Source organism: Prochlorococcus marinus CUG1417 (genome assembly GCF_017695975.1).
Classification (GTDB): Bacteria; Cyanobacteriota; Cyanobacteriia; order PCC-6307; family Cyanobiaceae; genus Prochlorococcus_A; species Prochlorococcus_A marinus_AG.
On the sequence record NZ_JAAORN010000001.1, the window covers coordinates 332,722 to 358,042 of the forward strand.

At 29.7% G+C, this 25,321-nt stretch carries 40 protein-coding genes; 22 read left to right on the forward strand and 18 right to left on the reverse strand.

What is annotated here, in order from left to right:
* Positions 1-70: 70 nt before the first annotated feature.
* The gene (locus tag HA140_RS01825; protein WP_012007127.1) at positions 71-208 is read right to left on the reverse strand and encodes a hypothetical protein; all 138 of its coding nucleotides are present in this window, start codon (positions 206-208) and stop codon (positions 71-73) included.
* Between the two features lie 365 nt (positions 209-573).
* Between HA140_RS01825 and HA140_RS01830 the strand changes: the two genes are divergently transcribed.
* Positions 574-1,008 (forward strand): NADH-quinone oxidoreductase, encoded by a 435-nt coding sequence (locus tag HA140_RS01830; protein WP_209039486.1) that lies wholly within the window; start codon positions 574-576, stop codon positions 1,006-1,008.
* Here HA140_RS01830 and HA140_RS01835 read toward each other — a convergent pair.
* On the reverse strand, positions 1,005-1,514 hold the full coding sequence (locus tag HA140_RS01835; protein WP_209039487.1) for an alternative oxidase: 510 nt from the start codon (positions 1,512-1,514) through the stop codon (positions 1,005-1,007). The genes HA140_RS01830 and HA140_RS01835 overlap by 4 nt on opposite strands.
* A 156-nt stretch (positions 1,515-1,670) precedes the next feature.
* Here HA140_RS01835 and HA140_RS01840 point away from each other — a divergent pair, with 156 nt between their 5' ends.
* The gene (locus HA140_RS01840; RefSeq protein WP_209039488.1) at positions 1,671-1,811 is read left to right on the forward strand and encodes a hypothetical protein; all 141 of its coding nucleotides are present in this window, start codon (positions 1,671-1,673) and stop codon (positions 1,809-1,811) included.
* A 274-nt stretch (positions 1,812-2,085) separates the two neighbouring features.
* Here HA140_RS01840 and HA140_RS01845 read toward each other — a convergent pair whose 3' ends face one another.
* Positions 2,086-2,394 (reverse strand): hypothetical protein, encoded by a 309-nt coding sequence (locus HA140_RS01845; RefSeq protein ID WP_209040219.1) that lies wholly within the window; start codon positions 2,392-2,394, stop codon positions 2,086-2,088.
* Between the two features lie 301 nt (positions 2,395-2,695).
* Here HA140_RS01845 and HA140_RS01850 point away from each other — a divergent pair, with 301 nt between their 5' ends.
* Positions 2,696-2,902, forward strand: coding sequence for a hypothetical protein (locus HA140_RS01850; protein WP_075449072.1), 207 nt, complete (start codon positions 2,696-2,698; stop codon positions 2,900-2,902).
* Between the two features lie 90 nt (positions 2,903-2,992).
* On the forward strand, positions 2,993-3,283 hold the full coding sequence (locus tag HA140_RS01855) for a TIGR03894 family protein (protein ID WP_011817831.1): 291 nt from the start codon (positions 2,993-2,995) through the stop codon (positions 3,281-3,283).
* A gap of 11 nt (positions 3,284-3,294) precedes the next feature.
* On the opposite strand, the gene HA140_RS01860 is transcribed toward HA140_RS01855, so the two are convergent.
* Positions 3,295-3,498 carry a hypothetical protein gene (locus tag HA140_RS01860; RefSeq protein WP_025922916.1) on the reverse strand — a complete coding sequence of 68 codons (204 nt, stop codon included), beginning with the start codon at positions 3,496-3,498 and terminating at the stop codon, positions 3,295-3,297.
* Positions 3,499-3,615: 117 nt separating this feature from the next.
* Positions 3,616-5,145: a phytoene desaturase family protein gene (locus HA140_RS01865; RefSeq protein WP_209039489.1), complete on the reverse strand. Its 1,530-nt coding sequence runs from the start codon at positions 5,143-5,145 to the stop codon at positions 3,616-3,618.
* A 322-nt stretch (positions 5,146-5,467) separates the two neighbouring features.
* Between HA140_RS01865 and HA140_RS01870 the strand changes: the two genes are divergently transcribed.
* On the forward strand, positions 5,468-5,953 hold the full coding sequence (locus HA140_RS01870; protein ID WP_209039490.1) for a hypothetical protein: 486 nt from the start codon (positions 5,468-5,470) through the stop codon (positions 5,951-5,953).
* Between the two features lies 1 nt (position 5,954).
* Here the strand turns inward: HA140_RS01870 and HA140_RS01875 are convergent, their stop codons facing one another.
* Positions 5,955-6,170 (reverse strand): Nif11-like leader peptide family natural product precursor, encoded by a 216-nt coding sequence (locus tag HA140_RS01875; protein WP_011817836.1) that lies wholly within the window; start codon positions 6,168-6,170, stop codon positions 5,955-5,957.
* A gap of 87 nt (positions 6,171-6,257) precedes the next feature.
* On the opposite strand from HA140_RS01875, the gene HA140_RS01880 reads away from it, so the two are divergent.
* Positions 6,258-6,575 carry a hypothetical protein gene (locus HA140_RS01880; RefSeq protein WP_209039491.1) on the forward strand — a complete coding sequence of 106 codons (318 nt, stop codon included), beginning with the start codon at positions 6,258-6,260 and terminating at the stop codon, positions 6,573-6,575.
* A 1-nt stretch (position 6,576) separates the two neighbouring features.
* Here HA140_RS01880 and HA140_RS01885 read toward each other — a convergent pair whose 3' ends face one another.
* Together HA140_RS01885 and HA140_RS01890 are read right to left on the reverse strand one after the other, a co-directional pair.
* Positions 6,577-6,969 (reverse strand): hypothetical protein, encoded by a 393-nt coding sequence (locus tag HA140_RS01885; protein ID WP_025906283.1) that lies wholly within the window; start codon positions 6,967-6,969, stop codon positions 6,577-6,579.
* Between the two features lie 4 nt (positions 6,970-6,973).
* Positions 6,974-7,240, reverse strand: a complete 267-nt coding sequence (locus tag HA140_RS01890; protein ID WP_209039492.1) for a TatA/E family twin arginine-targeting protein translocase — start codon at positions 7,238-7,240, stop codon at positions 6,974-6,976.
* A gap of 478 nt (positions 7,241-7,718) precedes the next feature.
* Here HA140_RS01890 and HA140_RS01895 point away from each other — a divergent pair, with 478 nt between their 5' ends.
* The 3 genes from HA140_RS01895 to HA140_RS01905 all read left to right on the forward strand — a co-directional run bounded on the left by HA140_RS01895 (position 7,719) and on the right by HA140_RS01905 (position 8,980).
* Positions 7,719-7,889: a hypothetical protein gene (locus HA140_RS01895; protein WP_245156175.1), complete on the forward strand. Its 171-nt coding sequence runs from the start codon at positions 7,719-7,721 to the stop codon at positions 7,887-7,889.
* Positions 7,890-8,190: 301 nt separating this feature from the next.
* Positions 8,191-8,640: a peroxiredoxin gene (locus HA140_RS01900; protein WP_209039494.1), complete on the forward strand. Its 450-nt coding sequence runs from the start codon at positions 8,191-8,193 to the stop codon at positions 8,638-8,640.
* Positions 8,641-8,707: 67 nt separating this feature from the next.
* Positions 8,708-8,980 (forward strand): small RNA NsiR4-regulated ssr1528 family protein, encoded by a 273-nt coding sequence (locus HA140_RS01905; protein ID WP_002808213.1) that lies wholly within the window; start codon positions 8,708-8,710, stop codon positions 8,978-8,980.
* Between the two features lie 100 nt (positions 8,981-9,080).
* Here the strand turns inward: HA140_RS01905 and HA140_RS01910 are convergent, their stop codons facing one another.
* Complete coding sequence (locus tag HA140_RS01910) at positions 9,081-9,425, reverse strand: hypothetical protein (protein WP_209039495.1); 345 nt, start codon at positions 9,423-9,425, stop codon at positions 9,081-9,083.
* A gap of 228 nt (positions 9,426-9,653) precedes the next feature.
* A complete protein-coding gene (locus HA140_RS01915; RefSeq protein WP_025914197.1) occupies positions 9,654-9,890 on the reverse strand; it encodes a hypothetical protein in 237 nt (78 codons plus the stop codon).
* 204 nt (positions 9,891-10,094) lie between these two features.
* On the opposite strand from HA140_RS01915, the gene arfB reads away from it, so the two are divergent.
* Together arfB and HA140_RS01925 are read left to right on the forward strand one after the other, a co-directional pair.
* Positions 10,095-10,523, forward strand: coding sequence for an alternative ribosome rescue aminoacyl-tRNA hydrolase ArfB (gene arfB / locus HA140_RS01920; protein WP_209039496.1), 429 nt, complete (start codon positions 10,095-10,097; stop codon positions 10,521-10,523).
* A gap of 72 nt (positions 10,524-10,595) precedes the next feature.
* Positions 10,596-10,844 (forward strand): DUF1651 domain-containing protein, encoded by a 249-nt coding sequence (locus tag HA140_RS01925; RefSeq protein WP_209039497.1) that lies wholly within the window; start codon positions 10,596-10,598, stop codon positions 10,842-10,844.
* A 255-nt stretch (positions 10,845-11,099) separates the two neighbouring features.
* Here HA140_RS01925 and HA140_RS01930 read toward each other — a convergent pair whose 3' ends face one another.
* Together HA140_RS01930 and HA140_RS01935 are read right to left on the reverse strand one after the other, a co-directional pair.
* Positions 11,100-11,981: a CPBP family intramembrane glutamic endopeptidase gene (locus tag HA140_RS01930; protein WP_245156176.1), complete on the reverse strand. Its 882-nt coding sequence runs from the start codon at positions 11,979-11,981 to the stop codon at positions 11,100-11,102.
* Entirely contained in the window at positions 11,978-12,175 is a 198-nt protein-coding gene (locus tag HA140_RS01935; protein ID WP_025892753.1) for a hypothetical protein, read from the reverse strand. Before HA140_RS01935 ends, HA140_RS01930 begins: the two co-directional genes overlap by 4 nt.
* A 377-nt stretch (positions 12,176-12,552) precedes the next feature.
* Here HA140_RS01935 and HA140_RS01940 point away from each other — a divergent pair, with 377 nt between their 5' ends.
* The 3 genes from HA140_RS01940 (at position 12,553) to pip (ending at position 14,339) form a co-directional block, all read left to right on the forward strand.
* Positions 12,553-12,693: a hypothetical protein gene (locus tag HA140_RS01940; protein WP_209039498.1), complete on the forward strand. Its 141-nt coding sequence runs from the start codon at positions 12,553-12,555 to the stop codon at positions 12,691-12,693.
* A 2-nt stretch (positions 12,694-12,695) separates the two neighbouring features.
* On the forward strand, positions 12,696-12,878 hold the full coding sequence (locus tag HA140_RS01945; protein WP_025887448.1) for a hypothetical protein: 183 nt from the start codon (positions 12,696-12,698) through the stop codon (positions 12,876-12,878).
* Between the two features lie 510 nt (positions 12,879-13,388).
* Entirely contained in the window at positions 13,389-14,339 is a 951-nt protein-coding gene (gene pip, locus HA140_RS01950) for a prolyl aminopeptidase (protein WP_209039499.1), read from the forward strand.
* A gap of 24 nt (positions 14,340-14,363) precedes the next feature.
* On the opposite strand, the gene HA140_RS01955 is transcribed toward pip, so the two are convergent.
* Positions 14,364-14,537: a hypothetical protein gene (locus HA140_RS01955; RefSeq protein ID WP_179852285.1), complete on the reverse strand. Its 174-nt coding sequence runs from the start codon at positions 14,535-14,537 to the stop codon at positions 14,364-14,366.
* A 127-nt stretch (positions 14,538-14,664) separates the two neighbouring features.
* Positions 14,665-16,161, reverse strand: a complete 1,497-nt coding sequence (locus HA140_RS01960; RefSeq protein WP_209039500.1) for an FAD-binding domain-containing protein — start codon at positions 16,159-16,161, stop codon at positions 14,665-14,667.
* Between the two features lie 86 nt (positions 16,162-16,247).
* Between HA140_RS01960 and HA140_RS01965 the strand changes: the two genes are divergently transcribed.
* Complete coding sequence (locus HA140_RS01965; RefSeq protein ID WP_209039501.1) at positions 16,248-16,871, forward strand: TenA family protein; 624 nt, start codon at positions 16,248-16,250, stop codon at positions 16,869-16,871.
* Between the two features lie 49 nt (positions 16,872-16,920).
* On the forward strand, positions 16,921-17,700 hold the full coding sequence (gene thiD / locus HA140_RS01970; protein ID WP_209039502.1) for a bifunctional hydroxymethylpyrimidine kinase/phosphomethylpyrimidine kinase: 780 nt from the start codon (positions 16,921-16,923) through the stop codon (positions 17,698-17,700).
* An 18-nt stretch (positions 17,701-17,718) separates the two neighbouring features.
* On the opposite strand, the gene HA140_RS01975 is transcribed toward thiD, so the two are convergent.
* Complete coding sequence (locus HA140_RS01975) at positions 17,719-17,904, reverse strand: hypothetical protein (RefSeq protein ID WP_209040251.1); 186 nt, start codon at positions 17,902-17,904, stop codon at positions 17,719-17,721.
* Positions 17,905-18,086: 182 nt separating this feature from the next.
* Here HA140_RS01975 and HA140_RS01980 point away from each other — a divergent pair, with 182 nt between their 5' ends.
* The 5 genes from HA140_RS01980 (at position 18,087) to HA140_RS02000 (ending at position 20,267) form a co-directional block, all read left to right on the forward strand.
* Positions 18,087-18,230: a hypothetical protein gene (locus tag HA140_RS01980; protein WP_209039503.1), complete on the forward strand. Its 144-nt coding sequence runs from the start codon at positions 18,087-18,089 to the stop codon at positions 18,228-18,230.
* An 83-nt stretch (positions 18,231-18,313) separates the two neighbouring features.
* Positions 18,314-18,781 (forward strand): cupin domain-containing protein, encoded by a 468-nt coding sequence (locus HA140_RS01985; protein ID WP_209039504.1) that lies wholly within the window; start codon positions 18,314-18,316, stop codon positions 18,779-18,781.
* A gap of 70 nt (positions 18,782-18,851) precedes the next feature.
* Complete coding sequence (locus HA140_RS01990; protein WP_209039505.1) at positions 18,852-19,229, forward strand: phosphoenolpyruvate carboxykinase; 378 nt, start codon at positions 18,852-18,854, stop codon at positions 19,227-19,229.
* Positions 19,230-19,617: 388 nt separating this feature from the next.
* A complete protein-coding gene (locus HA140_RS01995) occupies positions 19,618-19,938 on the forward strand; it encodes a DUF3303 domain-containing protein (protein ID WP_209039506.1) in 321 nt (106 codons plus the stop codon).
* A gap of 71 nt (positions 19,939-20,009) precedes the next feature.
* Positions 20,010-20,267, forward strand: coding sequence for a DUF1651 domain-containing protein (locus HA140_RS02000; protein ID WP_209039507.1), 258 nt, complete (start codon positions 20,010-20,012; stop codon positions 20,265-20,267).
* Between the two features lie 433 nt (positions 20,268-20,700).
* Here HA140_RS02000 and HA140_RS02005 read toward each other — a convergent pair whose 3' ends face one another.
* The 3 genes from HA140_RS02005 to HA140_RS02015 form a co-directional block, all read right to left on the reverse strand.
* Entirely contained in the window at positions 20,701-20,886 is a 186-nt protein-coding gene (locus HA140_RS02005; protein ID WP_209039508.1) for a hypothetical protein, read from the reverse strand.
* A 26-nt stretch (positions 20,887-20,912) separates the two neighbouring features.
* Positions 20,913-21,050 (reverse strand): hypothetical protein, encoded by a 138-nt coding sequence (locus HA140_RS02010; protein ID WP_209039509.1) that lies wholly within the window; start codon positions 21,048-21,050, stop codon positions 20,913-20,915.
* A gap of 158 nt (positions 21,051-21,208) precedes the next feature.
* Positions 21,209-24,763 (reverse strand): BspA family leucine-rich repeat surface protein, encoded by a 3,555-nt coding sequence (locus tag HA140_RS02015; protein ID WP_245156177.1) that lies wholly within the window; start codon positions 24,761-24,763, stop codon positions 21,209-21,211.
* 273 nt (positions 24,764-25,036) lie between these two features.
* Between HA140_RS02015 and HA140_RS02020 the strand changes: the two genes are divergently transcribed.
* Positions 25,037-25,321 (forward strand): DUF3764 family protein, encoded by a 285-nt coding sequence (locus HA140_RS02020; protein ID WP_209039511.1) that lies wholly within the window; start codon positions 25,037-25,039, stop codon positions 25,319-25,321.

Sequence of the window (25,321 nt, forward strand, 5' to 3'; positions counted from 1 at the left end):
AAATAAAAAAGTATTGATTAATTCAAAATTAAAAAAAAAATTATAGAAATATTTCAAACACGAATTAAATTTAAAGCCAAGCTTCTTTCATCTCAAGATAAAGTCTCTCACTCTCAGCAGAATTAATTTTGCTGTCGGAATAGGATTGTTGTTGTTGCTGTTGCTGCTGCTGAGTTGAGTTAGTATTAGAATTTTGGACTTCGCTCATTAGAGGGACTAAATATTTGTGTTTATTCTCTCATATTTAGAGCTTTTTTTGTCAACTTAAATTCTTAAATTTTATTTAAATTTTCTGCGTTTTTAATTTTCCTGTTTTGAGTGAATTTATTTCGCTACAGTAGTTTTGGTATATAGGAATTTAACTTCCCAATATACAATTGCTAAGAAGATAGCACTTGCAATAATAATTTCAGAAATGGCTAACATTTTATTTTTCAATACTAATTTAATTTTGGTATCAATTTACACAGAATGCAATAGGTACTAATTACATTTTAGATTTTAAAAAATCTTATTTAATAAAATAACGCGTCGAAATAATATAAAATTTTAAGTTAGATACAAATTATTTCCGTGGGAAATTTTATAAATTCAACAACCCTTATACCTCTAATACCTTTAGTAACCTCTTTATTTATTCTCATTTTATTGGCAAGTTTTAACAGAACACTTAACAGGTTAACAAAACCGGTTACTGCACTGGTTGCATTATCTTTATTAAGTTCTACTTTTATAAGCTCCTTTGACTATTTTAAGAAAATAGAAGAAGAAATAGTTTTATCTGAATATCTCAAATTTTTTGAAGAAAAAAATTTAGTTATACATCTCAATTCAGTAAATGAAAAATTTATAATTTTTTTCTCATTAATAATGATATTAATTATTGGAATATCTTTTTATAAATTGCCAAGAAAAAAAGGTTATGTCTCATTGATGATTAGCCTAGGATTAATATCTTCTTCGGTGATGCTCTCAATATTGCTAATAGATTTTTCAGCACTAATCTAAACTGTAGTAATAATTGACAAAGCTTCGTTCAGTTCTTGGACATGATTTAATTCATCTTGAGCAATTTCTTTTATTTTTTGATCATTTGGATTATCTATTAAATATTTGGAATAAGTTTCAAATGCATGTTCTTCGATTTTTATGTTGACATCATAAGCATTAGCTGGCGAGAAGAAATAATAAAAAACCATGATCCAGTAATATAAAAGCACAAGGTGTCTCGCAAAAAATCTATCAATCCAGAACCTATCTCCTCCTCTTTTCTCCATTTCTTTAAGATGCTCAGTTTCGTTAATAGCTTGATAAAAATGTTCTTTCATTAAAATCATTGTTTTTTCATTTTTGATTCCTAGGGATTCTTTAAAATGAAGAACTGAAAGAAATGCAAAATAAGGTGATCTAGCTATTACTTCTAAAACCCAAAATCTTTGTAAAGATCTACCAGAGTAGATGAAGTCTAAGAAGTTAACTGTATTATTCAAAATCAAAGAATTTAATTTCTTCATAAATTTTTGTTTTTATTTAAGTATAATTACTCAGCCGCTTAAGAACTATAATGTATTTAAGTAATTAACCAAAAATTAATATTTATAGTCTAAAAATTGTTACTTCCATTGAAATATTTTTTTTTCATGCATTAATTGGATAGATCAAAATCTTATATGACAACTACTGAAAAAATTTTAAATGCCAAAAAGAGGATTGATGAATTAGAGAGACTTATAAAATACTGGAATGATTCAGACCATGATGAGGCAAAAATAGAAAATTTTACAAGAAATATTGAAAATAAAGTTGCTTAGATAGTGATGATTAAGGCTGATGAGCTTTTATCTACTTAAAGTGATTTAATATCTTTGAGGTTTCCAATATTGTTTTATTCATAAATAGAGCAATTAAACCTATTCTCAAAAACGGTAAGGAAGAAATAATCTAAAAGAAAAATCTAGATGAAAACCTTTTCAAAAAAATATTTAGTGCCGATTAAATTTATACCATGGGTTTTTTGGGTATTTATATCTTGTATAAGTATATATTTGTGTAAGTTAGCATGGGTAAATTGAATAATTAATGGATCTAGCTTCTCCTTAGCCAACCTGGAGCACCGCCAAACCAATCTGATATATCATCTTCATTCGGGTTGAAATGATTTTCTTTATCTAGTCCATCTATCCCAAATGATTGTAAGAGGTTATCAATCCCCCCATCATTTTTTGAACCATTCCTTCTAAAGCTGTTAGCTTTTTTCAGCCAAAGAGAAATTGTCGAATTATGGTGTGCAAATTTCTCAACATATATTCTTTCTTCTAATGTAATTGATTTATCTTGAGCAATTCTTTTAATTATTCCTTGGATTTTTAGTCTTTTTGAATTACTAAGAAGCATATTTGATAAATTCATTATTCTTTTTATAGGAAGGATTACTAAATATATCTTGTCAATGTTAATTTCAACAAAATAACGATTTTAAGAGGTTTTTAAGCAATAAAAGTCTTAAGACACTAAAAAAAGGGATCAATAAGTTACTAATGATACTTTTATTCATTTATCAAACTTATATTTCCTGTAAATTAGATAATAAAAATCAATCCATTCTCAAAGACACTTTAAAGTTAAGAAAAAGTCGACCCACTTGTTGCATAATAGTAGATCTGTACTACTATTAGTACAGATGTATTGTTAAGACATGAAAGTGATTTCATCCTCTCCTTATGCCCCTTTTAATTCAAAAGAGTGGAATTCTCTAATAAGCAAAAATGTAAAGTTTGAAAATACTCCAATAAAGATTCAAAAAAAATTTTATAGAACTTTTACTCTAAAAAAGATTGAAAAAGATAAACTTTTGCAAGAGAAGAATGAATTGCACCAACAAATGCAACTTGTATTCGGATAGAAAAATATTAACTAACAATCTTTTTATTGAATATTATTTTACGAGATCCAATTTTTTGTTAGATTAGTAGAAATACAAGAAGGATTTAATTTGGCTGTTGATCGAGAACTTTTAAAAGAAGTAACCCAAGAACTTTGGAATACCGTAAAAAAACTAAGACCTGAAATAGATCGGCAAACTCGACTTCAATTAGTTTTAAAGGCCTTATTAACTATTGGAGATTTACCAGATCAAATGCAAGCTGCCATGGTAGTAGGTGTTTGCGCAGAAATGGATAAAAGTGATGTTGATAATGTTGAAACTAATTCACAAACTAAAGATTCAAGCGGAGTTGATACTTCTACAGGTAGAAAAGTGGTTAGAAGAAGTTCAGCCAAATAAACTTTAAACGATCAACCTTTAATTTTCTTTGATTCGTTTTTGTTAAGTCTATTGAATAGGTAATATGAAATTACAAGTAAGAGAGGAACGAATATTGAATGTAAAGTCATCATTAATTCTGTTTGGCCCATTCCTATAAGATTTGACTCGTTTGGAAGTTGTTCTGACCAAGTGCCAACTAAATGCCAGGCTTGAGGAATTGATAAGAAAAACATATAAGAGCTATAAGTAAAGTTTATGTTCAGATAAAGATTATCATTATTGAACGTTTTTGCTTTCTTTATTCTTATTTCTTAACTAAGTATTTGTAGAGTTATAAAAAAGAACTTGATTCATAAATTTATTTTCTTAAGAAGAGTTTTAAATTCTTTTTTACCAATAATTTTTTCAGCTGCGTAAGCGCCACTTGCTGAAACAGCTGGAATTCCAATACCTGGAAATGTACTTGCGCCGCAAGTAAATAAATTTTTCACTGGAGTTTTGCAGCCCGGGAAAAGACCTTTTGCTGCAGACAATGCAGGGCCGTAACTGCCGCAATAGGTATTGGTGAATTTTTTATGAGTGATTGGGGTTCCTAGCATCTTTAAATCAATCCTTTCATCTATATCAGGGATGAATTTTCGCACTGCATTAAGGAATATTGAACATCTTTCTTCTTTCAAATTTCTATATTCTAATTCCTTTGGATTTAGGTTTTCCCAAATTTCCCAAGGTTCATTTGCGGGAGTATATCCATGAAGAACATGTTTTCCTTCAGGGGCCATATTTTTATCTAAAACAGATGGGATTGAAAATACGGCTATATTTCTTTCTGCGGTTATACCTTTTTCCCACTCATCAACATGTATTGCATGTATTGGCAAATTTTCAAGACCATCAGCATCAAAACCTAGATGTATATGAAGGAAAGAATCACATTTATTAGGGTTCAAAACTTTTGTATTCCATCTTTTTGAAATCTCATTTGGAATTAACTTTTTTAAATTCCATACATCAGTATTCGTGACAACAGATTCACAACTATAACTAGAACCATTATTAAGAGTTATACCTGTGGCTAAATTTTTATTGAAGTTAATTGTCTTTACTCTCGAAGAAAGAATTAATTCTCCTCCATTTTTTTTAAATCCATTAATCAAGGCTTTTACGATAGATTCACTACCTCCTTTGGGGTATTCAAGGTATGAATTTGGTTCAAACCATTCATTAAATAAAGTAGCCATCGCAGCTGTATTTGTATCATGCATTGACATACCACTTATCAAAAAGCTCAATAAATCAACCCAATTTCTGAGAAAAGGATCCTCAAGATGATTATTTACTAAATTCCCAAAGCCTTTATTAATTTTTGGTATTTGATTGATATAAGGTAAAAATTTTGAGGATAAATTTATTAGATCTAAGAAATTTATTGATTCGGGAGAAAATGAGAGTAAAGGTATTTCATTTATTATTTGGCTAAGAGGTTTTATTCCGGAAATAAATGATTCCCATTCTTTAACAGATTTCTCACCTCTTAAAGTTCTAATTGTTTGTTTAAAAGGTTCTTCCCCCACATCAAGATTAAAATTGCCTTCTGGGACAATTACTTGCCAACCTTTGTATTGAAATAGTTCTACTTCTTCATTCAGCAGTTTAAGAATTTGCCCTAGGGGATTAGTTGTCGGCCACTTACCTATTCCACTCCACAATGACGGACCTGATTCAAAAGTATAACCTTTTCTTTTGAAACTGTGAGCAACACCTCCAGGCTGGGTATGTGCTTCGCAGATAAGTACTGTTTTGCCTGATAAAGCTAAAATCGAACCGCAGCATAACCCTCCTATTCCACTACCTACTATCACAACATCGTACTTTTTCATTAAATATTTACTTTACTCTTCTCGTAAAACTAATGTTTCAGACGAATGTATTAGTTGTAGTTGTAATGCTTAGAACAACAGCAAGGAAAAATATGTAAGGGACAGCTTTTAGAGGAATGTATCCTTGACTTTTAGAGATAAAATCCATTGTTTTGGTTACTTTGTGTAAACATATTAACTAGTTCTTGTTCCTTATGTGTGCCAAAAAATTATTTTTTTGGAAATATATTGAAACAAAGAAATCTTTTTAGGGAGATTTTTTAAACTAAAAACATTTTTTATGAAGTTATCTTAGTATTTGATTCTTAGATTAAAATCTATTATGAAACACTTTCCTGATATTAATAAGATAAAACTATTAGAAAAAAATTCCCAAAAAAATGGTAGCGGAATTGTATATGAGGAATTGTTAGGAATATGGAAGTTTAAGTATGTATGGGGAAAGGAGTCAGATGAAATCAAAAATATACCCAGTTCGATTCTCCAAGTATTGTCGGCAAGACTCGAATTGAAAAGTAAAAATGAAGATGATCAAATAAATTATGAAATAAAAAATTCAATTAATTTGGGATTATTAAATATTACTTTTATAGGCAGCGCAGAATTAAAAGGGATTAGACCTTTATTGGCTTTCTATTTTGAAGAATTGAAAATTAGTATTAGTAGTTTTCGTATATTTAATAAGGAATTAAAAAAACCAGAAGATAAAAAAATGCCTTTTTTCTCACTTGTAGGAATTAGCACTAAAGATAATTGGTTATGTGCTCGAGGCAGGGGCGGAGGGCTTGCAATATGGGTTAAGTCTTAATTTAGTGGTATTCTCCTGGATGATCTACCTTTCTTACGGTAACTTTATCAACTTTTTGTCCATTAAATCTTAAGAGATCATCTCCTGAAAAGTCATAACCTAAGCGTTGACCTATTAGGGCTACATCATCTGCTGTAGAGGATGTAGTAACCTGCTTTTTTAATTCTTCATCAGATTGCATCTTAATTAAAAATTTTCTAATTTCAGAAAAACTCATTACTAGAATTTGATTGATGTTAAAGAAATTTATAAAATCTTTTTCTTAGCAAGAACAAGATAAATAGATAATTATTATACTATTTTTATGACTTACCTATTCCTCTATATAGTTGGCATAATTTTAATATGGTGGACATATCGTGTCGGTTGGCTTGAGGCGCTCAAAACAGTAGTTAAAGTTGTAGTTCCCTCAGCGCTTATTATTTTATTTAACATAAAAGCCGGAAGATTACTTTTTAAAAGTCCTGTAGTCGGTTTATTAAGCGCTTTGCCTACCTCTATTTTTATTTTTAGAGGGTCATTGCCTTTAGTTAGTTATATAAATAACTGGATTGAAAATAAAATAAATAAGTATGTTGATTCGGAAGTTATAGATACTGATTCTGTTTCTTTAGATGATTAATTTAATCAAATCCAAGAAATAATTCTTTGTGTACAACAAGAACATCAAATAAAGTTGTTCCATGAATAGGACTTAATGGGATTTTGTCTATATTCAATGCTTCTGCGCAAATTAAATGAGCATCCCATTTTGTATTGTGATCACTTATTTCAATTGACCACTCAATTACTTTTTTGAAATGATCTGGCATCTCCGAACCAATTTTTCTACAAATTTGACATAGAACTGACAAAAGAGGAGGTTTTGAGGGCATTTTTAAATCTTTAATAAGACTAGGCTGTGTAAAAACACTTGTATAGCGGATGTAGTCTATCAATTCATATTCTTCTTTAGTAAGAGCTGCTTTATCTAATGCTCTTTCAAATTCGTCTATGGGGGTTATGGGCCTATCCAAGATATTATTTTTTGCTGTTTTCTGAATCTATTTTTTCTTGATTAATTTCGTTTGTTTGATTGCTTTCTATAGATTTAGGAGATTCCTCTTTATCTTCTTCGTTCATAACTTTATCGATTTCATTTTGAAATTCATTCGATGCTTTTTTAAGACTTTTCAAGGTTTTGCCCAGCTGTTTTCCTAATTCTGGGAGCTTTTTTGGACCAAAAATTAAAAGAGCTAAGATAAGTATTACAGTAACCTCAGGCAAACCCACACCAAAAATATTCATGGCTGATAACTATTTAACTAATGAGAAAATCTATTATTAAATATAGTCAAATCATTTAAAAATTTCATTCTTGGAATGGCTTTATTAATATAAAAAAATTTTTAAAAATATTAATGTTATTAATACCCCTTTAAAGAAGACTAACCAAAGTAATTGATAATCACTCAAGTTTAAATTTTTTTGGTACCAATTTATAAGAGTTTTGTGTTTATCTATTAATTTTCTCATTTTCACGGATATTATTTATTACTATTACTTATTTTATCTTAACTTCCTTTATTATTATTTTTAGAGAAATCCTAGATTCAACTCAAAATAGGTTATTCTAATAAATTTTAATCTTCTCCCAAATTGATTTTGTTTCTTAATTATAGAAACTAATCGCTAAATATCTAATTTCTTAAAAAAAATGAAGTACTTATTTGCCGTCTTTTACCTGTTTTTTCTAATTTATCCAGCTGAAGCCGTTACCACAAAAATGTTTAAAGTATTGGATACTTGTGCAAGATATCGACTTGGTGAGATTGATTCTAATGAGGCATTAGAAAAGTTAAAATTAAAATTAAAGAACTCCTCTACTAATAAGCCGACTGAATTAGTAAAAAAATATTGCTCTGTATTTACGCCAAATGAAAAAATTGAATTTTAACCTAAGTAATAAATGTTTAATTATTTTTTTTTGAATGAGCATTAGATTTGTTTCGTATTTCTTTAACTTTTTTAAAATTGGTTATTTTTAAATTTAAAATAACTCCCAAAAAAAGAATAAGAAATAAAGAAATATAAATTATTAATTCCATAATATTGAATTAATAAATTCACCTTAGTTTATTTCAGTAATTTTTTAGTATCTTTTAAAACAAAAAAACTGCCTTTAGTATTAGTTATTTGTTTTGAAGGTCACAAAAAAAACATATTAACCTCTAATATGGAATTTTATAAGAATTATTGTGAAGGTTGGAGATAAAATTCCAGAATTTTCTTTACTGGATCAAAATGGAATTAAGAGATCAAATAAGGGATTAAAAAATCCACTTGTTTTGTTTTTTTATCCAAAAGATGATACTCCAGGTTGCACTATTGAAGTTTGCGGATTTAGAGATAAATATGACTTATTTAAAGTATTAGGTGCGCAAGTTTGGGGAGTAAGTAATGGAAGTACCTCAAGTCATTTAGCATTTGCCAATAAAAATAAATTACAATATCCACTCCTTTGCGATACTAATGACTCTCTTAGGAAAACTTTTAAAGTTCCCAAAGTATTAGGTTTTATGGATGGTAGGGTAACTTACGTTATTGATCGCAAAGGGACAGTTAGGCATATTTTTAGAGATTTATTGAATGGTCCTGAACACATTAAAGAGGCTATTAGAGTACTCAAGGCAATTCAAAATCAATAAATTATTATTCAAAGAATTTTAGATTAATAAGTTTTGTTTTATTATAGTTTCAGCTTTTTTTTAATATATGAAGAAAATGGGAATGCAGGCTGTTGATCTTGCTATTCAAAATGGAGTGGATCTTGACGGTACTCCAATCCCTCAAAAAATGTTAGATCTATACAATAGAATTATGGATGAGGAGAATAAAAGACAAAGGAGTGGTGTTAAAAAATCAATGAGAAATAGATGCGTCAAAACGGGTTCTAAGCATTTTGATAAAGAAACATTGAATCAATTATTAATAGATTCGGGATGGGAAGGTCTTAAAGAAAAGGAAATTTTATTTTTTTATAACTGAAAAAATTTTTTAATTATCTTAAAAATCATTTATGGTAATTATTTATTTAAATTAAGAAACTGAGAACTAATTAAATATTTTTTAGATCTAATTTTTTGAATTATTTAAACCATCCTTTTTTTTCAGAGGAAATTATTTTCTCTTTTTCAGCTTTTGTTTTATTACTTGCTTTTTTGTATGCCAAGTTTGCTTCTATAACTGTAACTATAGATATAAAAAAAAGGCCAGAAAATCCAATTATTTGTTCACTTTGAGAGGGTTCTGAATCTCCTTGTAAAAAAAAACCTAAAGCGAACCATGCCGTACTAGCAGTGATGGTATAAAAGTAGGGTTTCCATCTTCTTTGATATAAGTAACCCGATCCTAAACCAGGAAGAAAGTTTAAAAAAGATGCTACCCACCCTTTTGAAGAGGCAAGTATTTCGTCTCTTGAGGGATAAGACATTTATTTTAGGTATTTATTAAATGTGAATTTATATAAGCAAAAGATATTGCTGCACAAATTACCCAACTAAAGGGTAAGAACATTCTTATTTTTTCTTTGTTATTATTCATTTTTTAATTATGGAAAATATTTTTAAAATCTGTGGATTTTATAGATACCTTAAAACTAGAAGAATTAAAAAAGACGGTTTAAAACCGTCTTTGAAAAAGTAATTTCTCTAAAAATAAATTATTTATCTTTTGAGGCTGAGAGTACTTTAAGTTCTTTTTTTACTTCTTTTTCTCTCTCTTCAAGATGTTTTAGTTGAGCTTTAAAAGCATCTTCAAGTCTTACTTTTTGTGTTTTAATTTCATCAAGCTCTTCTTGATGTTGGTTTTTCTTTAACTCCTTCATTTCACTATCGGAAATAACATATACAGGGCGATATGAAGGTGTTTCAAAAAGAAGATCAAACATTGAATACATAAGTGACCTTTGAATTAGTACAAACTCAATATCTGATAATTCTTTTGAATATGAAAGGATAAATACCGAAGATATTGATACGGCAAATACACCGAATTTCGGTTTACCTAACTCAACCGCCCAGTATTTACCGATCGAATTTTAAGGTATGTTTTAAAGTATTAAGGAGATGATTCTAAAGATCTAAATCAAAAAGAACTAAAAATGGATTTAAAAATTACTAAAACATTAGTAATCCCATCCAACGAAATTAAGTGGCGATTTTCTAGATCCTCCGGTCCTGGAGGACAAAATGTAAATAAAATTGAAAGCAGAGTAGAGATTATTTTTAATTTAGAAGATTCCAAAGTATTAAATGATTATCAGAAAGCAATTCTTAAGAGAAACTTGAAAAACAAATTAGTGAATAATAGCTTACGTTTAGCGGTTCAAGAACATAGAAATCAATTATTAAATAGGCAGCTAGCTTTAATGAAATTTAGTTCAATAATAAAAAATGCTTTAAATAAACCTTTTAAATTAAGAAAAAATACCCAACCCACTAAAGCATCACAAAAGAAAAGAGTTGAGGTTAAGAAAAAACGTGGCGAATTGAAAAAAAGTAGACAAAAAGAAAAAACATATCAAATATGAATAAACTAAATAAATATTTCCCTCGCAAATTTTAATGAAAGCATATTATTAATTTAATTTCATTTTGGATTTTTGAATACAAATAATGATTTCTGGTTAATTGACTCTAATTTTGTAGGGGTGATGCGTTTCTACAAAGATAGAGATAATTCTGATAAATCTATTGATTATATGTTTATTGAAGAAGGAATTATTATGGGAATTCATGGAGAAAATCCTCCATTAATGAAAACTAGAAAAAAAATTGTTATTGAAGAAGCAAGAATATTATGGCAAAAATTGTTAAATGAAGGTTGGCAAAAAACTAATAAAAAATGGTGAGCAAAGTCTACAAAAACTTTTTTTAATTTCAGAAAATAAATGAACCTTTAGGGTATAGCCTGGAAATTTTTTTCTGCTGTAAATATTTCTTTTTTTTGATGTCGTTTTCATATCTTCTCAACATCATTAGATAGTAAGTAACTCCAAAAATAATTAAAAAAACAATAAATCTTATTCCTGCCTCGAAGTTCATATGAGTATTAAACTTTATTCTAATCTGACAATTACTAATTAAAAATCAATCGGTATTTATATCTAATTAAAACGTCTAGTAAAAATTTTTTTTGATTTTACTGTATAAAAAATACATAACAAAAATAATATTAAAATTGCACTAAAGCTTCCGATTGGGTTTGGAATATTTTGTGTAAAAGGCCCTGCTAAAAAAGAAGGCGTATTTTCTTTGAATTCTATTAATCCATTATTTAATAAAAACCAAATACCCACAAGTCCTCCATGAATTCCTATGCAATTCCATAAAGAGCCTTTATTTCTAATTTTTACTAATGATAGAAATATCCCAAGTAAAATAAATCCCAAACGTAATCCTACTATGTTCCAAAAGATCTCATTTGATAAATTATGAACGAAGCTAAAAATTATAGCTTGTAAAGCTATTGATATTTTTGTACCATATTCAAATTTTAATTCTTCTAGTAACCAGCCTCTAAAAATTATTTCCTCTGCGAATCCAACACCTAATCCCAGTAAAATAGAATTTAACAATATTGTTGGCGAGAATTCACCTATCCAAGAAATATAATTTTTTTGTAATAGTGGTACAAGAATTAGAATTATTAAAACTAAAGCAAATAAAATACCTTGAGAAAAATTGAAAAAGTTTTTCAAGAATTTGTCTTTTGTTATCCCAAGAATTATCCAAGTACTTGATTTATTTCTTTTGATATAAAACCAATATGGGAGTAAAAAGATAAAAAGTAAAAAAGTAATAATAGTACCAATTAAGGATAAATTATCTTTTTCAAAATTAAACAATAAAAGTGGCTGAGATAAAGACCAGCCAATTCCATAAAGAATTGGAATAAAAAATATAGTGGATAAAAATCTTGGTCTTAAAAGAAAAAAACTTCTAATTAGTATCATTACATTTTTCATTTTAGTTTGAATATTAGTCAACCCCAGCCTTTGCCTTTTATTATTCTAACTACTTGTTCAAAAAGTTTTAGCTTTTTCTTTTTACTATAATTTATGTTTTTTGTAAGATTAGATAAATCTTTATAAAATTGCCGAGTTATTTTATCTTCTTTATCACTAGGCCATAGTAAGTCTGAGCCCTCTTCATATTCTTCTTTATATCTTTCTTTATTCAAATTTTTTTATATCGATATAATTTAAATTTTACTTATTGCAAATGCTTAAAAGTGATGTTTATTAAATTTGTATATTTATTTAAAATTTATGCTGATTAATCTTCCAACTTTAGTCTTTACATTATTATCTCCATTCCTTATTTTTGCAGTAATAGTATCGGTTTACTTATTTCATTAGGAAGTATTTAATAAATAAACTTAATTAATTTAAGGGTGTATTATGCCTACTTTTTCTAATGCAAATGATAAAACTGCAATTACGGCCATTACTGTTAAGATCTTGTTCTTTTTGATGAAATCCATAATGCATATCAATAATCTATTTATTAAATTATTATATAAAATAATAAATATTTTAAATTATTATAACAATTAGAATGGAACCCATATATGTAGGAGATTTACTTCCCTCAATAGCTTCTTATAAAAAGATAATTGAAAAATATGATAAGGGTATAAAAGAGGGGGAATTTTATGAAGAACCTATAGGCGGAGATTTTAATTACCCTGATTGGTAAATATGCTTACTACAAAAATAACTTTTGCCTTGGCAGATTGGATTAGAGAGTGGCGTAAGTGCCGGGATAAGAATCCTTCTATTGATGAGTGTGTAAAATTTGTTCAGTGGAAATTGGAAGATTATAAACTTTCTGATAGTGATAAAAGAATAATTGAATCTATTTTGCTCTATGAATCTGAATAACAAAGAGACTATAGACTTTATTATTTATATTTATCTATAAAAAACAAAGGATCATTAAAATCCTCTTACAAATTAAGAAAAAAGTAAATCAGCATATTTACGGATTTACTGAAAATATAAAAAGGAGTAATTTATAAATGTTGAGTTCGGAGGCAATCTAAATGATTGATAGTCCGCCTGAAATTTAGCAAATTCCAAAATATAGGAAGCGTATTCCTGAGAATGGGATTATTCGAAAATTAAAGTTCAATCAATTAGTCTGATAAGACTTCGCTTTATAATTACTAGCGACAATAGGGACTGAAATTATCGAGAGAAATCCCCGAATTCACATATTCTAGGTTTATGAGTAAATAGACTTTATAATATGTAATTTTATATCCTGTAAGAAGGAAATCAAATATTAAAAAGGACTGCACAAGCAGTCCTTTTTTTGTTTAACAAATTTCCTCTAAAATAGACTTCTTTTTGGATAATATTGATTAATAAAGTGTTTAAAAATATTTCACAATGAAAGATCAAGTCTTGTTTCCTAAAATTGAAGTTCGCGAAAAAGGTTTTTTACAAGTAAGTGATATTCATACGATTTATTGGGAAAGATCTGGCAATCCAAATGGTAAAAAAATACTAGTTATTCATGGAGGCCCAGGCGGAGGAAGTCAAGCAAGATATAGAAGATACTTTGATCCAGATAAATTCGATATTATTCAATTTGACCAAAGAGGTTGCGGGTCTTCAACTCCTTTCTCAGAATTAAAAGAAAATACTACTAATCATTTAGTTGATGATATTGAGAAATTAAGGATTCTATTAAAAATAGATAGTTGGCATTTGTTTGGTGGCTCTTGGGGCTCAACACTCTCACTTATATATGCAATAAAAAATCCCTCAAGAGTTAAGAGCTTAACTTTGCGAGGAATATTTTTATGTAGAAAGTTTGAATTATTGTGGTTCTATCAATATGGTGCAAGTGAGATATTCCCTGATGAATTTGATGAATATATTTCTGTAATACCAAAAGAAGAAAGAAATGATTTGATAAGTTCTTTTTATAAATATCTAACATCATCAGATGCAAAAATTAGATCAAAAGCAGCAGCATCTTGGACAAAATGGGAACTCTCAACTAGTCATTTAATAAATAAAAAATTCGATTTTGATAAGTCCCAAGTTAATTCTTTCGCAGATGCATTTGCAAGGATAGAATGCCATTATTTTGTTAATAATATTTTCTTAGAAGATGATTTTATTTTGAAAAATATAAAAACAATAGAATCGATTCCAACAAAAATAATTCAAGGGAGGTATGACGTTGTATGTCCTGTTAGGAGTGCTTGGGATCTAAATAAGAAATTAAAAAATTCTGAATTAATTATTGTTAATGATGCTGGTCATTCAATGAGTGAAAAAGGTATAAGTATCGAATTAATAAAAGCTGTAAAAGGAATTGAAAATCTCTAATAAAGAGAAATATGGTTTTAAAAATTAAAGTCCATTATCTTCAATATTTTGTGCAATACTCCTAAGAAGTTCGACTATATCAGAATCTTCGCATTGAGTATCCTCTTTAAGCAAAATGCACTCGTCTCTGATACTTACATTAGTACTCCACCATATACCTGAACTATTGGTATCGTCCCATTCAAATCTTTCAGACATAATTAATAAAATCTAATAAATACATTAAAGCTTGCATTAGTTCATCGTGGATTTATATATTTCATTTAAAAATTTAAAAAGCTTTCCTAGGCGCTCAAAGGAATCTAGAAATTTCTGACAATAAAATTTAGAAATCCAATTTCAGTTCGTATTGTTTTTCTTTTTCCTTAGAAACAGTTTTTTTATTATTTATATTTTTTCTAAGCCTTTTTCTAGAGCCATGCTTTAAATAAATTTCTTTTGAGATATCCCAATATCCATCCTTTTTAGTGATTTCCTGGATTTTCTTCTTTGCAGTTTTAGTGCTATTTGGGATGTCAATTATTGGTCTTATGTAATAAATTTGTTCATATTCTTCTTGATTAAATCTAGATAATAGCCATGGTTCATGAATGAAATTAAGTGATATATCCTTTAATTCTGGTATCCATTTTTTTATAAATTTTCCTTGAGGATCATGATCTTTTCCCTGCTTAATAGGATTATAAATTCTATTGGTATTTATAGAAGTAGTTCCAGATTGCATTTGGCATTGGTTCCAATGTATTCCAGGCTCATAATCTACAAATTTATTTGCTAATTCAGTACCTGAATCTTGCCATGGTAGCCATAAATTATAGCTAGCAAAAGACATTAACATCGCTCTCATCCTGAAGTTAATCCATCCATTGAAATTTAGTGAACGCATACATGCATCTACAAAAGGAAAGCCCGTATTACCTGAACTCCATGAATAAAGTAATTCATTATTTTTTTCTCTAATATTTTTAAAAAAAGGATGGTATTCCCTAAACTCTAGTTCTGGTTCACTTTCAAGTTTCTGAATAAAATGACAATGCCAAGTTAATCTGCTTTTTAACATCCTTGAATTATTGTTTTTTGATATATTTGCCTTCTTAAAAATTTCTTTTAATGAAATGCATCCCCAACAAATGTATGGTGATAGTCTTGTACAACTATCAAATGATTTTTCTGGGCTAGATATATCTTTTGAATAAGAATCTAATTTATTACTAAAGAAGTATTGCATTCTCTCTAAACCTTTCTTTCTTCCACCTTGCATTCTTCCTGGACAAGTTTCTTTTTTAAAGTTAAAAATTTCGTCTGAGGGTATTTCTCCAATATTAAAGTTAATAGAATTAATTCTTAATGGAGCTTTAAGTAAGTTTTTGTCGGAATTTTCTTGCCACTTTTTAGACCAATTATTCCTATCTAAATTTCCTCTAAAAACTGAAAATTGTAGAAATTCCTTCCAAATAATATTTTTGCTTGAAGCCCATTCTCTTACTTTTTGATCTCTTTTATAAGTAAGCCAATCTCCGGTTTCTTGATGGCTATATATACCTTTGATTTTAAATTTTGTACTAATTTCATCAAAAATATTAATAACATTGCCAGTCCTAATAATTAATGGTTGGCCAATCTCAGCAAGTGCATTTCTTAAATCTATTAAACTTTCTTTGCAAAATTGCCATTGTCTATCTGAATGAGTATTTTGGCTCCAAATATTTAACTCAATAATATAAATAGGTAAAATATCATTATCTTTTATAGCCTCACAAAGAGCTTCGTTATCAAAAATTCTTAAATCTTTCTTAAACCATAAGATATTTATTTCTTTCATAATTTTTTGTTTTAATCCTAGAAAACTAAGATTAAGTTTGTAGGTAAAAAATATAAAAAATTTTAGAATAACTAAAAATCAAAAAAATGAAAATAACAAAAAAACTTTGGGAGGATAATTATGAGATTGCTTTACTAAGTTTAAATACAAAATTTGTTCAAGGTTTAAAGAATGGAAGTCTCCCTAAAAATATATTTCAAGAATATTTAGCTCAAGATTATTTCTTTTTAGAGACTTTTGCTAAGGCTTATGGTCTTGCTGTTTCCAAATCAAAAGATAAGTACTCAATAAGGAAGTTAAGTGAACTGTTAATGGGTGTTTCAGAGGAGTTAATACTTCATGAAACGTATGCAAGAGAATGGGATATTGATTTGTCTAATAACTATATAAAAAAAGCCACTAAAAATTATACAGATTTTCTTGATGATACTTCCAAAAGACTTAGCTCCGTTGAAATAATGTTTGCAATGACTCCATGTATGCGACTTTATTCTTGGATAGGAAAAAGTTTGTATAAGGAGGATTTTGACATTAAATATAAAGAATGGATAATTACTTATTCTGATGAGAGCTTTGAAAAGCTAGCAGATTCACTTGAAAATCTTATTGAGACTAATAAAGAAACATATGATATTAATCAGGCCAAATATTTATACAGGAGAGCTATGGAATTGGAGTTAGATTTTTTTAATGCATATTCAGATTTCTGATTTAAATTAAAATTTATTTATAGTACTTTCAAAAACAGGTTAATAAATTATGTATTCTAAAATTGCACTTACTATAGGTGGAAGCGATTCTGGAGGTGGCGCAGGCATCCAGGCTGACTTAAGAACTTTCATGGCACTTAAAGTCCATGGATGTTCTGTTATTACATGTATTACCGCTCAAAATAGTATAGAGGTTACATGCGTTCAACCAGTAGAGAAGAATACTTTATTAAGTCAGTTAGACACTTTATTTGCTGATTTTGGTATTGATGCTTTAAAAACAGGAATGTTACTAAATGAAAGGATAATTAAAGATGCTGCATTAAAATTAAATACATATGAAATTACTAAAATTATTGATCCAGTAATGGTTACAAGAACTGGTTCTAGATTACTGGAAGATTCTGCGATTGATGCTTATAAAAAACTCTTATTACCAATAGCGGATTTGGTAACTCCAAATATTTATGAGGCAAATTTACTTTCTGGTTTAGAAATAAAGAGTAAAGAAGATATCGAAAATTCAGCAAGAAATATTATTAATCTTGGTACTAAAGCGGTACTTATAAAAGGAGGCGGTTTAAAGGAGATGAAAGGAAAAGATTTTTTTCTCGACTTTAATGGAAGAAAAGAGTGGCTCTTTAATAATTTTATAAATACAAAAAATACACACGGTAGCGGTTGTACTTTAAGTGCTGCTATTTGTGGTTACAAAGCTTTAGGTTTTGAACTACTTGATTCCATACACAAAGCAAAATTATTTGTTGAGAAATCTTTAGAAAATTCTTACAAAATAGGATCTGGCCCAGGCCCGTTAGGCCATCATTAATTATTTATAGAAGTGGAGTTAGAACCACCATTTCCTGTATGGTTTTTTTAAAAATAAGATTTCTTCAGATTCCCATCCTCCCTCCAACCACTCAAGATGCTCAAGCAATAAAGACTCACTTTCCCTTTTGCTTAATTTCCCAATTCTATTAGCAATACCATCGAACCTTACTTTCATCAATTCCTCAATCTTGATGTTATTCATAGGTTAAATAATAAATTTTTTCTACTGTTACTTGTATAGATTTTCTTGTCAACGATTTAATTTTATTTGCTTACTAGCATTTCTTGAATATGTATTAAATACAACTTTTTGGAATAGATAGTAATTAAGACTTATTCACATAGATGTAATAAAAGACTAATTTATATAAAAATACTCAAACTATGAATACAGAAGAAACATCAAAGAAAAAAACTATTTTAAATGTAGGCTATTGTGAAACTACCTCTGAATGGCTCAAAAGAATTATTACTGAATTGGCAGATGAAAGTAAAAATTTTGTAGATTTGTCAGTTATTTGTGCTTGAGTTTTTAAAATATATATATTATTTTGATTTATATTTAAGGTTCCTATTAATTGGAAGATAAATCTAAAAGATATTTTTGTTAAGTGAATAATAATCAAAAAAATATAGAGATAATAAAAAAATTTAATTTATCTCCACATCCTGAAGGAGGATGGTTTAGAGAGATAGTAAGAAGTAAGAATTCTTTAATGAGGGATGATGGCCAAAGTAGAAACTTTATTACGGGAATTTATTATCTTTTGGAGAGACATGAAAAAAGTGCTTGGCATAGAGTAAAAAATGCAGATGAAATTTGGATTTATCTAAGGGGGGATCCTCTGAATTTGTGGTGCCTAGATAATGATAATAAGTTAATAAAAAACTTAATTTTAGATTCCAATAATCCAGTAGAAATGATCCCATCTGGATATTGGCAAGCTGCAAAAAGTACAGGCGAATTTACTTTAGTGAGTTGTTGTGTTGGCCCGGGCTTTGATTTTAAGGATTTTGAATTACTCAGAAATACAAATCATACTTCTAGATTAGATAAAGCAATTAATGATCTTATTTGAGACATTTTTTTGTTTATATTTTTGAAATTATCCTCTAGATTTATAAGGCTACTCAATCAATATATATTTAATGAATCAAAATCCTGTCAAAACAATTGGTATTAATGATGAACCAAGAAAAGATTCACACTTAGTATATGTAAATCAGGCTGATGGATTAAAAGGTATCCTTAATAGGGATTTTGATGAATGGTCTAATTTTGATAGTTGGGAAAGTATTTCAGTTCAGCAATGGATTTTTTCTAGAGCTTTAGAGGTTTTCAGAGGTAAGAAAATTGATATTAAATGCGACTGTTGTGAACATAATGATTTAATGCCAAATGATTTTGAGAGCATTAAGGTAGAAAAATGTTTTGGCAAAAAAAGTGCTTACATGATTGAAAAAGTTGTAGATGAAATTGTATTAGCTAAGGCAAGAAGAGAAAGTGATGGAACATATTCTGCGTAAGAATCATAAATATTTATGGAGTGAAAAATCTTTTACTTACCAATGAAAATTATCAGAAGCACCAATCGTTAAATTTCTAGTCGACATCTTGTGGAACTTAAAGTGTACCGAAGCACTGAACTCCTTTTCATCTGAGTAATTCACAAGATCAACTGGGTCGATGTTTTCATCGAACCATGCATCATATTCAATATGGTTAGGTTCAGCAAAATAACTCATAACCGATTAATAGCTAACAAAAAATTTATAAACGGTACATGCGATACCAAATAAAAATTCTTTTTAGTCAATTCATATTGAAAAAGGCTTAAAAATCTAAATTTAAAGATAATTTAAATGCTTTTTAAGTAATGGTTTTTAAATTGAAATTACATTTATGATTTTATTTATGGCTTACTATCACGTTCATGGACTTATTCCAGATGGAATTTCTCAGTCCGAAGGTTACAAGATGTTTGAGCAGTATATTGCTTCAGGTGCACCTATGGATAATTTTGATGGCTTTGAATTGGTAAGTAGATTCCATGCGCCTGAAACTGGAGAGGTTTTTGTAACTTTCAAGGCTGATAATCATTTAGCAATATCTCAACATTTTGGAGTGTGGAGAGCGAAATTTGGTCTTGATTGGAATATTACTGCTGTTCTAAATGATGATGAGGTTATTCAAAGAAACAAACAAGTTGATGATGCTGTCGCCGCAATGGGATAATTTAATTGATTGACAGTCGATCTAGAATAAGGGGCAACTAGCTCCTTTTTTTATGTCTCTTGAAACAATTAATGGCTAAATCTCATTGGTTAATTAATCCAAAAAGAACAGAAGTAAAAAGGTTTATAAAAAATGAAAAGAGCATAGATGGTGTTTTTGAGTATATGTTTGTAGATACTGGAAAAATAGTTGGTGTATTAGAAAAAGAACCGCCTGTGATGACAACAACAGTTTCTGTAGATATAGATTTAGCTAGAGAAATTTATGGAAGGTTAATTTCTCAAGGTTGGAGGAAAACTGAGGAGGTTTGGCAAAATAAAGAGAGTTAGGTCTTTGCTCCAGAAATTTTATTGCTGAAATTTACGGAACTGTGGGAGATAAAGTTATTGAAGCTATGAACGGAACAGGAGTTCCATATAAGATCTTTAAAACAAAATTAGGTTTGAGCAGAGTTTAAGGATGAGAGTATTAACTAATTAGTTCGACTAAATTATTAATAAGAATCTGAGCGCAAGAGGTAACCACAGACATAGAAGAAGCATTAGTAAAAGAGTAATAGCATGAACATTTGGGATGTATTGCTCTTTAAAAATTTGCGTCTTCATAATTTATCTCGCTTTCTTAAGTTTGATTTCTCTTCTGATAAGCAGAGCTATTACTACAACACACATGTTCATTAGAAATACGTCTAATGGCATTTAATAAAAAAGTCTCTACTTAATTAATAGCAAGATTATTGATCTAAGGATCAGTAAATGAAAATTAAATTGAGATTCTATCAAGCATCAATAAATCTTGAGCTTTAATTGTATCTTTCTTATCTTCATCTTCGGGATCTATATAAGATTCAATTTCAGCTTGAATTTTTCTCTTATAAACTCCCTTGATATAGTCAATTTCTCTTCTTTCTTTATTAAGTATTGAAAATGGTGATCTTTTTATGTTCATAAAAATCTCCAAGAAATAAGTTTTGATTAGCTCCAGTTTTTCTCAGATTCAACAAAGCTATCCAATGTTTGTTGGTTTCTGATTTCTTCCTCAAGAAGTTCTTCCTCTGATCTTTTTTCAAGCTCAGATTTATAATTTTCTTTTAGTTTGTATTTGGTAGACATTTGCTCATGACGACTACAATTATGTTCTAACTACTCAGACAGGCCATCCGACTTATAAATATGTACGGTTTGAGGTACTCCCATATACGGATAAAGGATCAACAATTGAATTTGAATATGGTTAATATGTTATGAATTTTGATCCACTTTTTTATTTTTTAGAAATTCCAATTTATCTGAAGTTGATAGGAATCTGAATTTTTTGAATCTCCCTGTTCATTTTTGTAAGAAAGCACTGCTCCGAATCTATTTTTCCTATTCATCTGCAATCCAATGGTGTTGCTGAGGAAATTATCCGATGAGTTCAAAATTGAAAATCTGTAATTGGTGGTGCTGTCATCTACATAATTCAGATCCACAATAGAATCATCTGTGAAGTCGAAATTGTATTCAATCTTTGCGAAAGGTTTTATTTTCCATTCCTTAATCTCAAATTCGCTGAATAAATCTGATCCAAGGGCCAAAACTTTATGGTTGATTGTCTGTTCTTTGAAAGTCAAGGCAAGATGACTGCCTGATTCGGAAAATGGTTTTAATGATATATGAGAAGCTTCAATCCTTCCGTAGGGATTGAAAGTGATGTTTCTCTTGGAAATCGGCTCGGGCCTGAAAGAAAATGATCCAAAGATAAGATTGGCCTCTCTCTGGCCTTTGTGGGCAATTGAGTCTTCGAATCTTGTTGTATAGAAATCCATTTTCCCAATCCCCAACTGAAAATCTGTGGGCAAAAAGCCTTTGAATTTCTGAGAGGAGTAAATTGAAACACTGTAGTTATCTGAATTTAACTTGCTTCCTTGCGAGCCGATTTTTATATGATCATTTCCATAAGTAAAAGCGAAGCCAAGCAGAGAATTGTTTTTTAATTTTTTGTCCGCACCAAAAGTTAAGTTAAGTGCATCTGATTTCTGATTTGATGATGTTGCATTTTTTTTATAATCACCAACAACTACCTCTCCATCAGTCCATAAAAACCAGTTCCCCAGTAATTTTCCACCTTTTGGATTTAAATCAGGATCAAATGTTTTTTCGCGTAATTCTGCAAAAGCAATGTCTACCGAATTATTTCTGAGATCATCGATTATTTGGTCAGATTCATTTTTCATTCTTTCATCATTCCAGTTTGCTCTGGCCCAATTTTCAAAATCTTTACTTTCTATATCTTTAAATTTTTTTTCCGATCCATTAAAAACTTTCTCTAATGTTGGATTTGAGAAAGAAAAATCAATGCCTTGAAATGATTTTTTATCAGATCTTTTATTCCTGGAAAGCCATTCTAGCCTTCTATTCACAGCATCTAAGCCGGCCTTGCTGAATCGTATTGATGCGTCTGTCCATGCTTCTGCCATTCCCAGTACATCAGGTTTCAAAGTTGGATCACCCTTTGAATCTATAGGAATATGATTATTTATCACACCATTTGATGTGGTGGATGAAATACCTGTGAAAGTAAAGTTAAAATTCAGATGATAGGTTGTGAGTTCTCCGGAATCTGGAGCATCTTCCTGTATTTGAATGTTCTGTGCTCCTCCGCCAAGATCTGGAGTGAAAATGCCATCTTCCGAGATAATCTTTGTGCTTTCAAAACCATATCCTTTGGGCGGATCCACAGTAATTGAGTAATTACCACTTTGTGCGACATCTCCTTTCAGAACAAAATTATATTTGCCATCTGAACCCGTCTCTTGGATATTATTCCCTCCACTGTCATCCAGCCAGTCGTTATTTATGAGACTTCCTTCATAAAGCAATTTAACTGTTACTCCGGATACCGGTTGTCTTGTAGATGATTCGTATATCACTCCCGCAGGGTCAATTAAAAGGCCATCTATATCACTAAATTCTTCACATGAAGAACTGATTTGGATATTTTTTATAAATCTTCCTGATGAAACTGGTCCATCTGTTAAATCAACTTTACCTTTCCCATTTTTTCCAGCTGATTTTACAAATTCAACTTTAAAGGTCCCAGCGCTGCTAGGGAAAAAATTATAGTTACCCACACTATTGGTTGTCGTAGTTGTGATTAGAGAATCGTCCTTATAAAGTTTTACGGTTGAACCGTTAGCTGGATCACCATTTTTGTATCTGACAACTCCCGATATCGATCCGCAGGAAACACTGTTTGTAGTAAAATTATAAGTATCCTTTGAATCAATTCCAGCAAAAGAATTAGGAGAAGCAGCTTCATCCACTACTGCTCCTGTTGAAATTAAAATGTAATATTGAGTACCATCATTTATCAAAACTGATCCGTCAGAATCTCTTAATGAAATTGACATTTCATTCCCGGATATGGAGATATCAGTTGTGTTGCTCATATTGAATGATCTTATTAATGCATCAGTTGAATAGTTGTATAGAGAAATATTTCCTGAACCACGAACGACATTTTCACTGAAAATTATTTCAACTGTTGGATCAGATGTAGAAACATCAGTAGCATTATCCTCTGGAGATTGGGAAGTTATAACTGGAGCGACTGAGTCATTACTATAAGTTGAAAAATTCAGTTCAGTTTTATCTGTAATTCCTCTGTAGCTAATGCCATTGGAAGATTCAATTATTTTTGGTTCGATAAGTAGATAATAATCAGTATTTGCAGTAAGTTCTGTTGGTAAAGTAATAACTTTGCCTGAAATATTCAATGAATCATTGCTGTATTGTTTGACTAAAGTCCGGTCAGATTTATGCAGAGAAATGTTTCCACTTGTTTCCGATGCTCTTATATCTTTGTCAAAGGTCAATGTGAGATTAAGACTTGTATTTACCCCAAAAGAATTATCTGATGGATTGGTGGAAATTAAATTTGGACCACTTGGACATCCATTAAAACCCCAGCATGGTTGCTTATTACTAGATAATATTGGAGCGAACAAAATTGGTGTATGGGCATAGTGTTCAACATTCCATGAGGTCAGATTCTGATCGAATACGCTTGCATTTTTAAAGGTCCTTGTAAAATTTGTGACCTCTGCCACATCCCAATTACTAATATCTTTATTAAATGCTCTCGCTCCATCAAAAGTTCTCCTTAATGACCTTAAACTTTCAGTGTTCCAGCTTGAAATGTTTCCATTAAAATTCTTTGCTCCGGCAAATGTTCTGTGCATGCTCACAACTTTTGATACATCCCAGCTGTTTAAATCACTATTGAAATTAATAGCTTTTAAAAAAGTTCTGTCTAATCTTGTTACGCTACTTACATCCCAGCTATTTAGATTTTGATTGAATGCTGCTGCTCCCCTGAAGGTGCTGTTAAGCCTGGTAACTTTGGAAATATTCCAACTACTAATATCTTGATTAAATACCAAGCTATCCTGGAACATTCCATTGATATTGGTGACATTATTTAATTGCCAGTTCGAAATATCCTGGTTAAAGCTGGATGCGTTCATAAACATTCTGCTCATGGTTGTAGCTTTACTGGTATCCCAATAACCTATATCTGCATTAAAGTTACTTTGATCCTTAAAGAGGCTTGAAAAATTCTTAACTTGACCAGTAAAAATTTTATTGCCGGTGTTTCCAAAATTGTATGTAATCCCATCTTTAGTTATTTGAAAATCTGATCCAACAGCACCATTTGCTATGCCTTCATCAAGTAAATCTCTATCGATGATTAGCATATTTGCGCAAACTGTTCCGGATGCCCCAACTGTGCCTACATATAGATCTGAGTAGCAATTTGAATCATCAGCTTTAGCTGAATTCAAGGGATAAAATAATGAAATTAAGAATAGATATTTATATAAATTTTGTTCCTTCACCTTTGTTTTGATTATTGATTAAATTTTTAGCTTCTGAAATCTTTTTTATATTAACAACCAATTTTTTGAAATCCATGATTAATTTCTGTTTAGACTCTTAAAGTTTGATTTTTTATTCATTATTAGTTTTTGCACTTTTGCAGATGATATTAATGCTATGGGATGATTTTCTTGATTGACAGTCGATCTAGAATTAAGGGGCAATTAGCTCCTTTTTTTATGTCAATTGAAACAACTGTTTTGGATTTCAAATTAAGCAATACTTTTGAGGAATATGAGGCTCATATGAATGCTCCTGAACAACAGGCCATGTTTAAAGAGATGGGAGTAAAAACTTTTTATATTGGCAAATCATTGGAAGACCCCAAAAGAGCAACTGTTATGTTTCAAGGACCAGTAAATACTTGTTACGACATCTTTGTTAACCCAGAAACTAAACCAATAGTTGAAGCATCCGGTCATATTTATGATGGGACAATAATTAATCGCTGGATTTCTGAATAA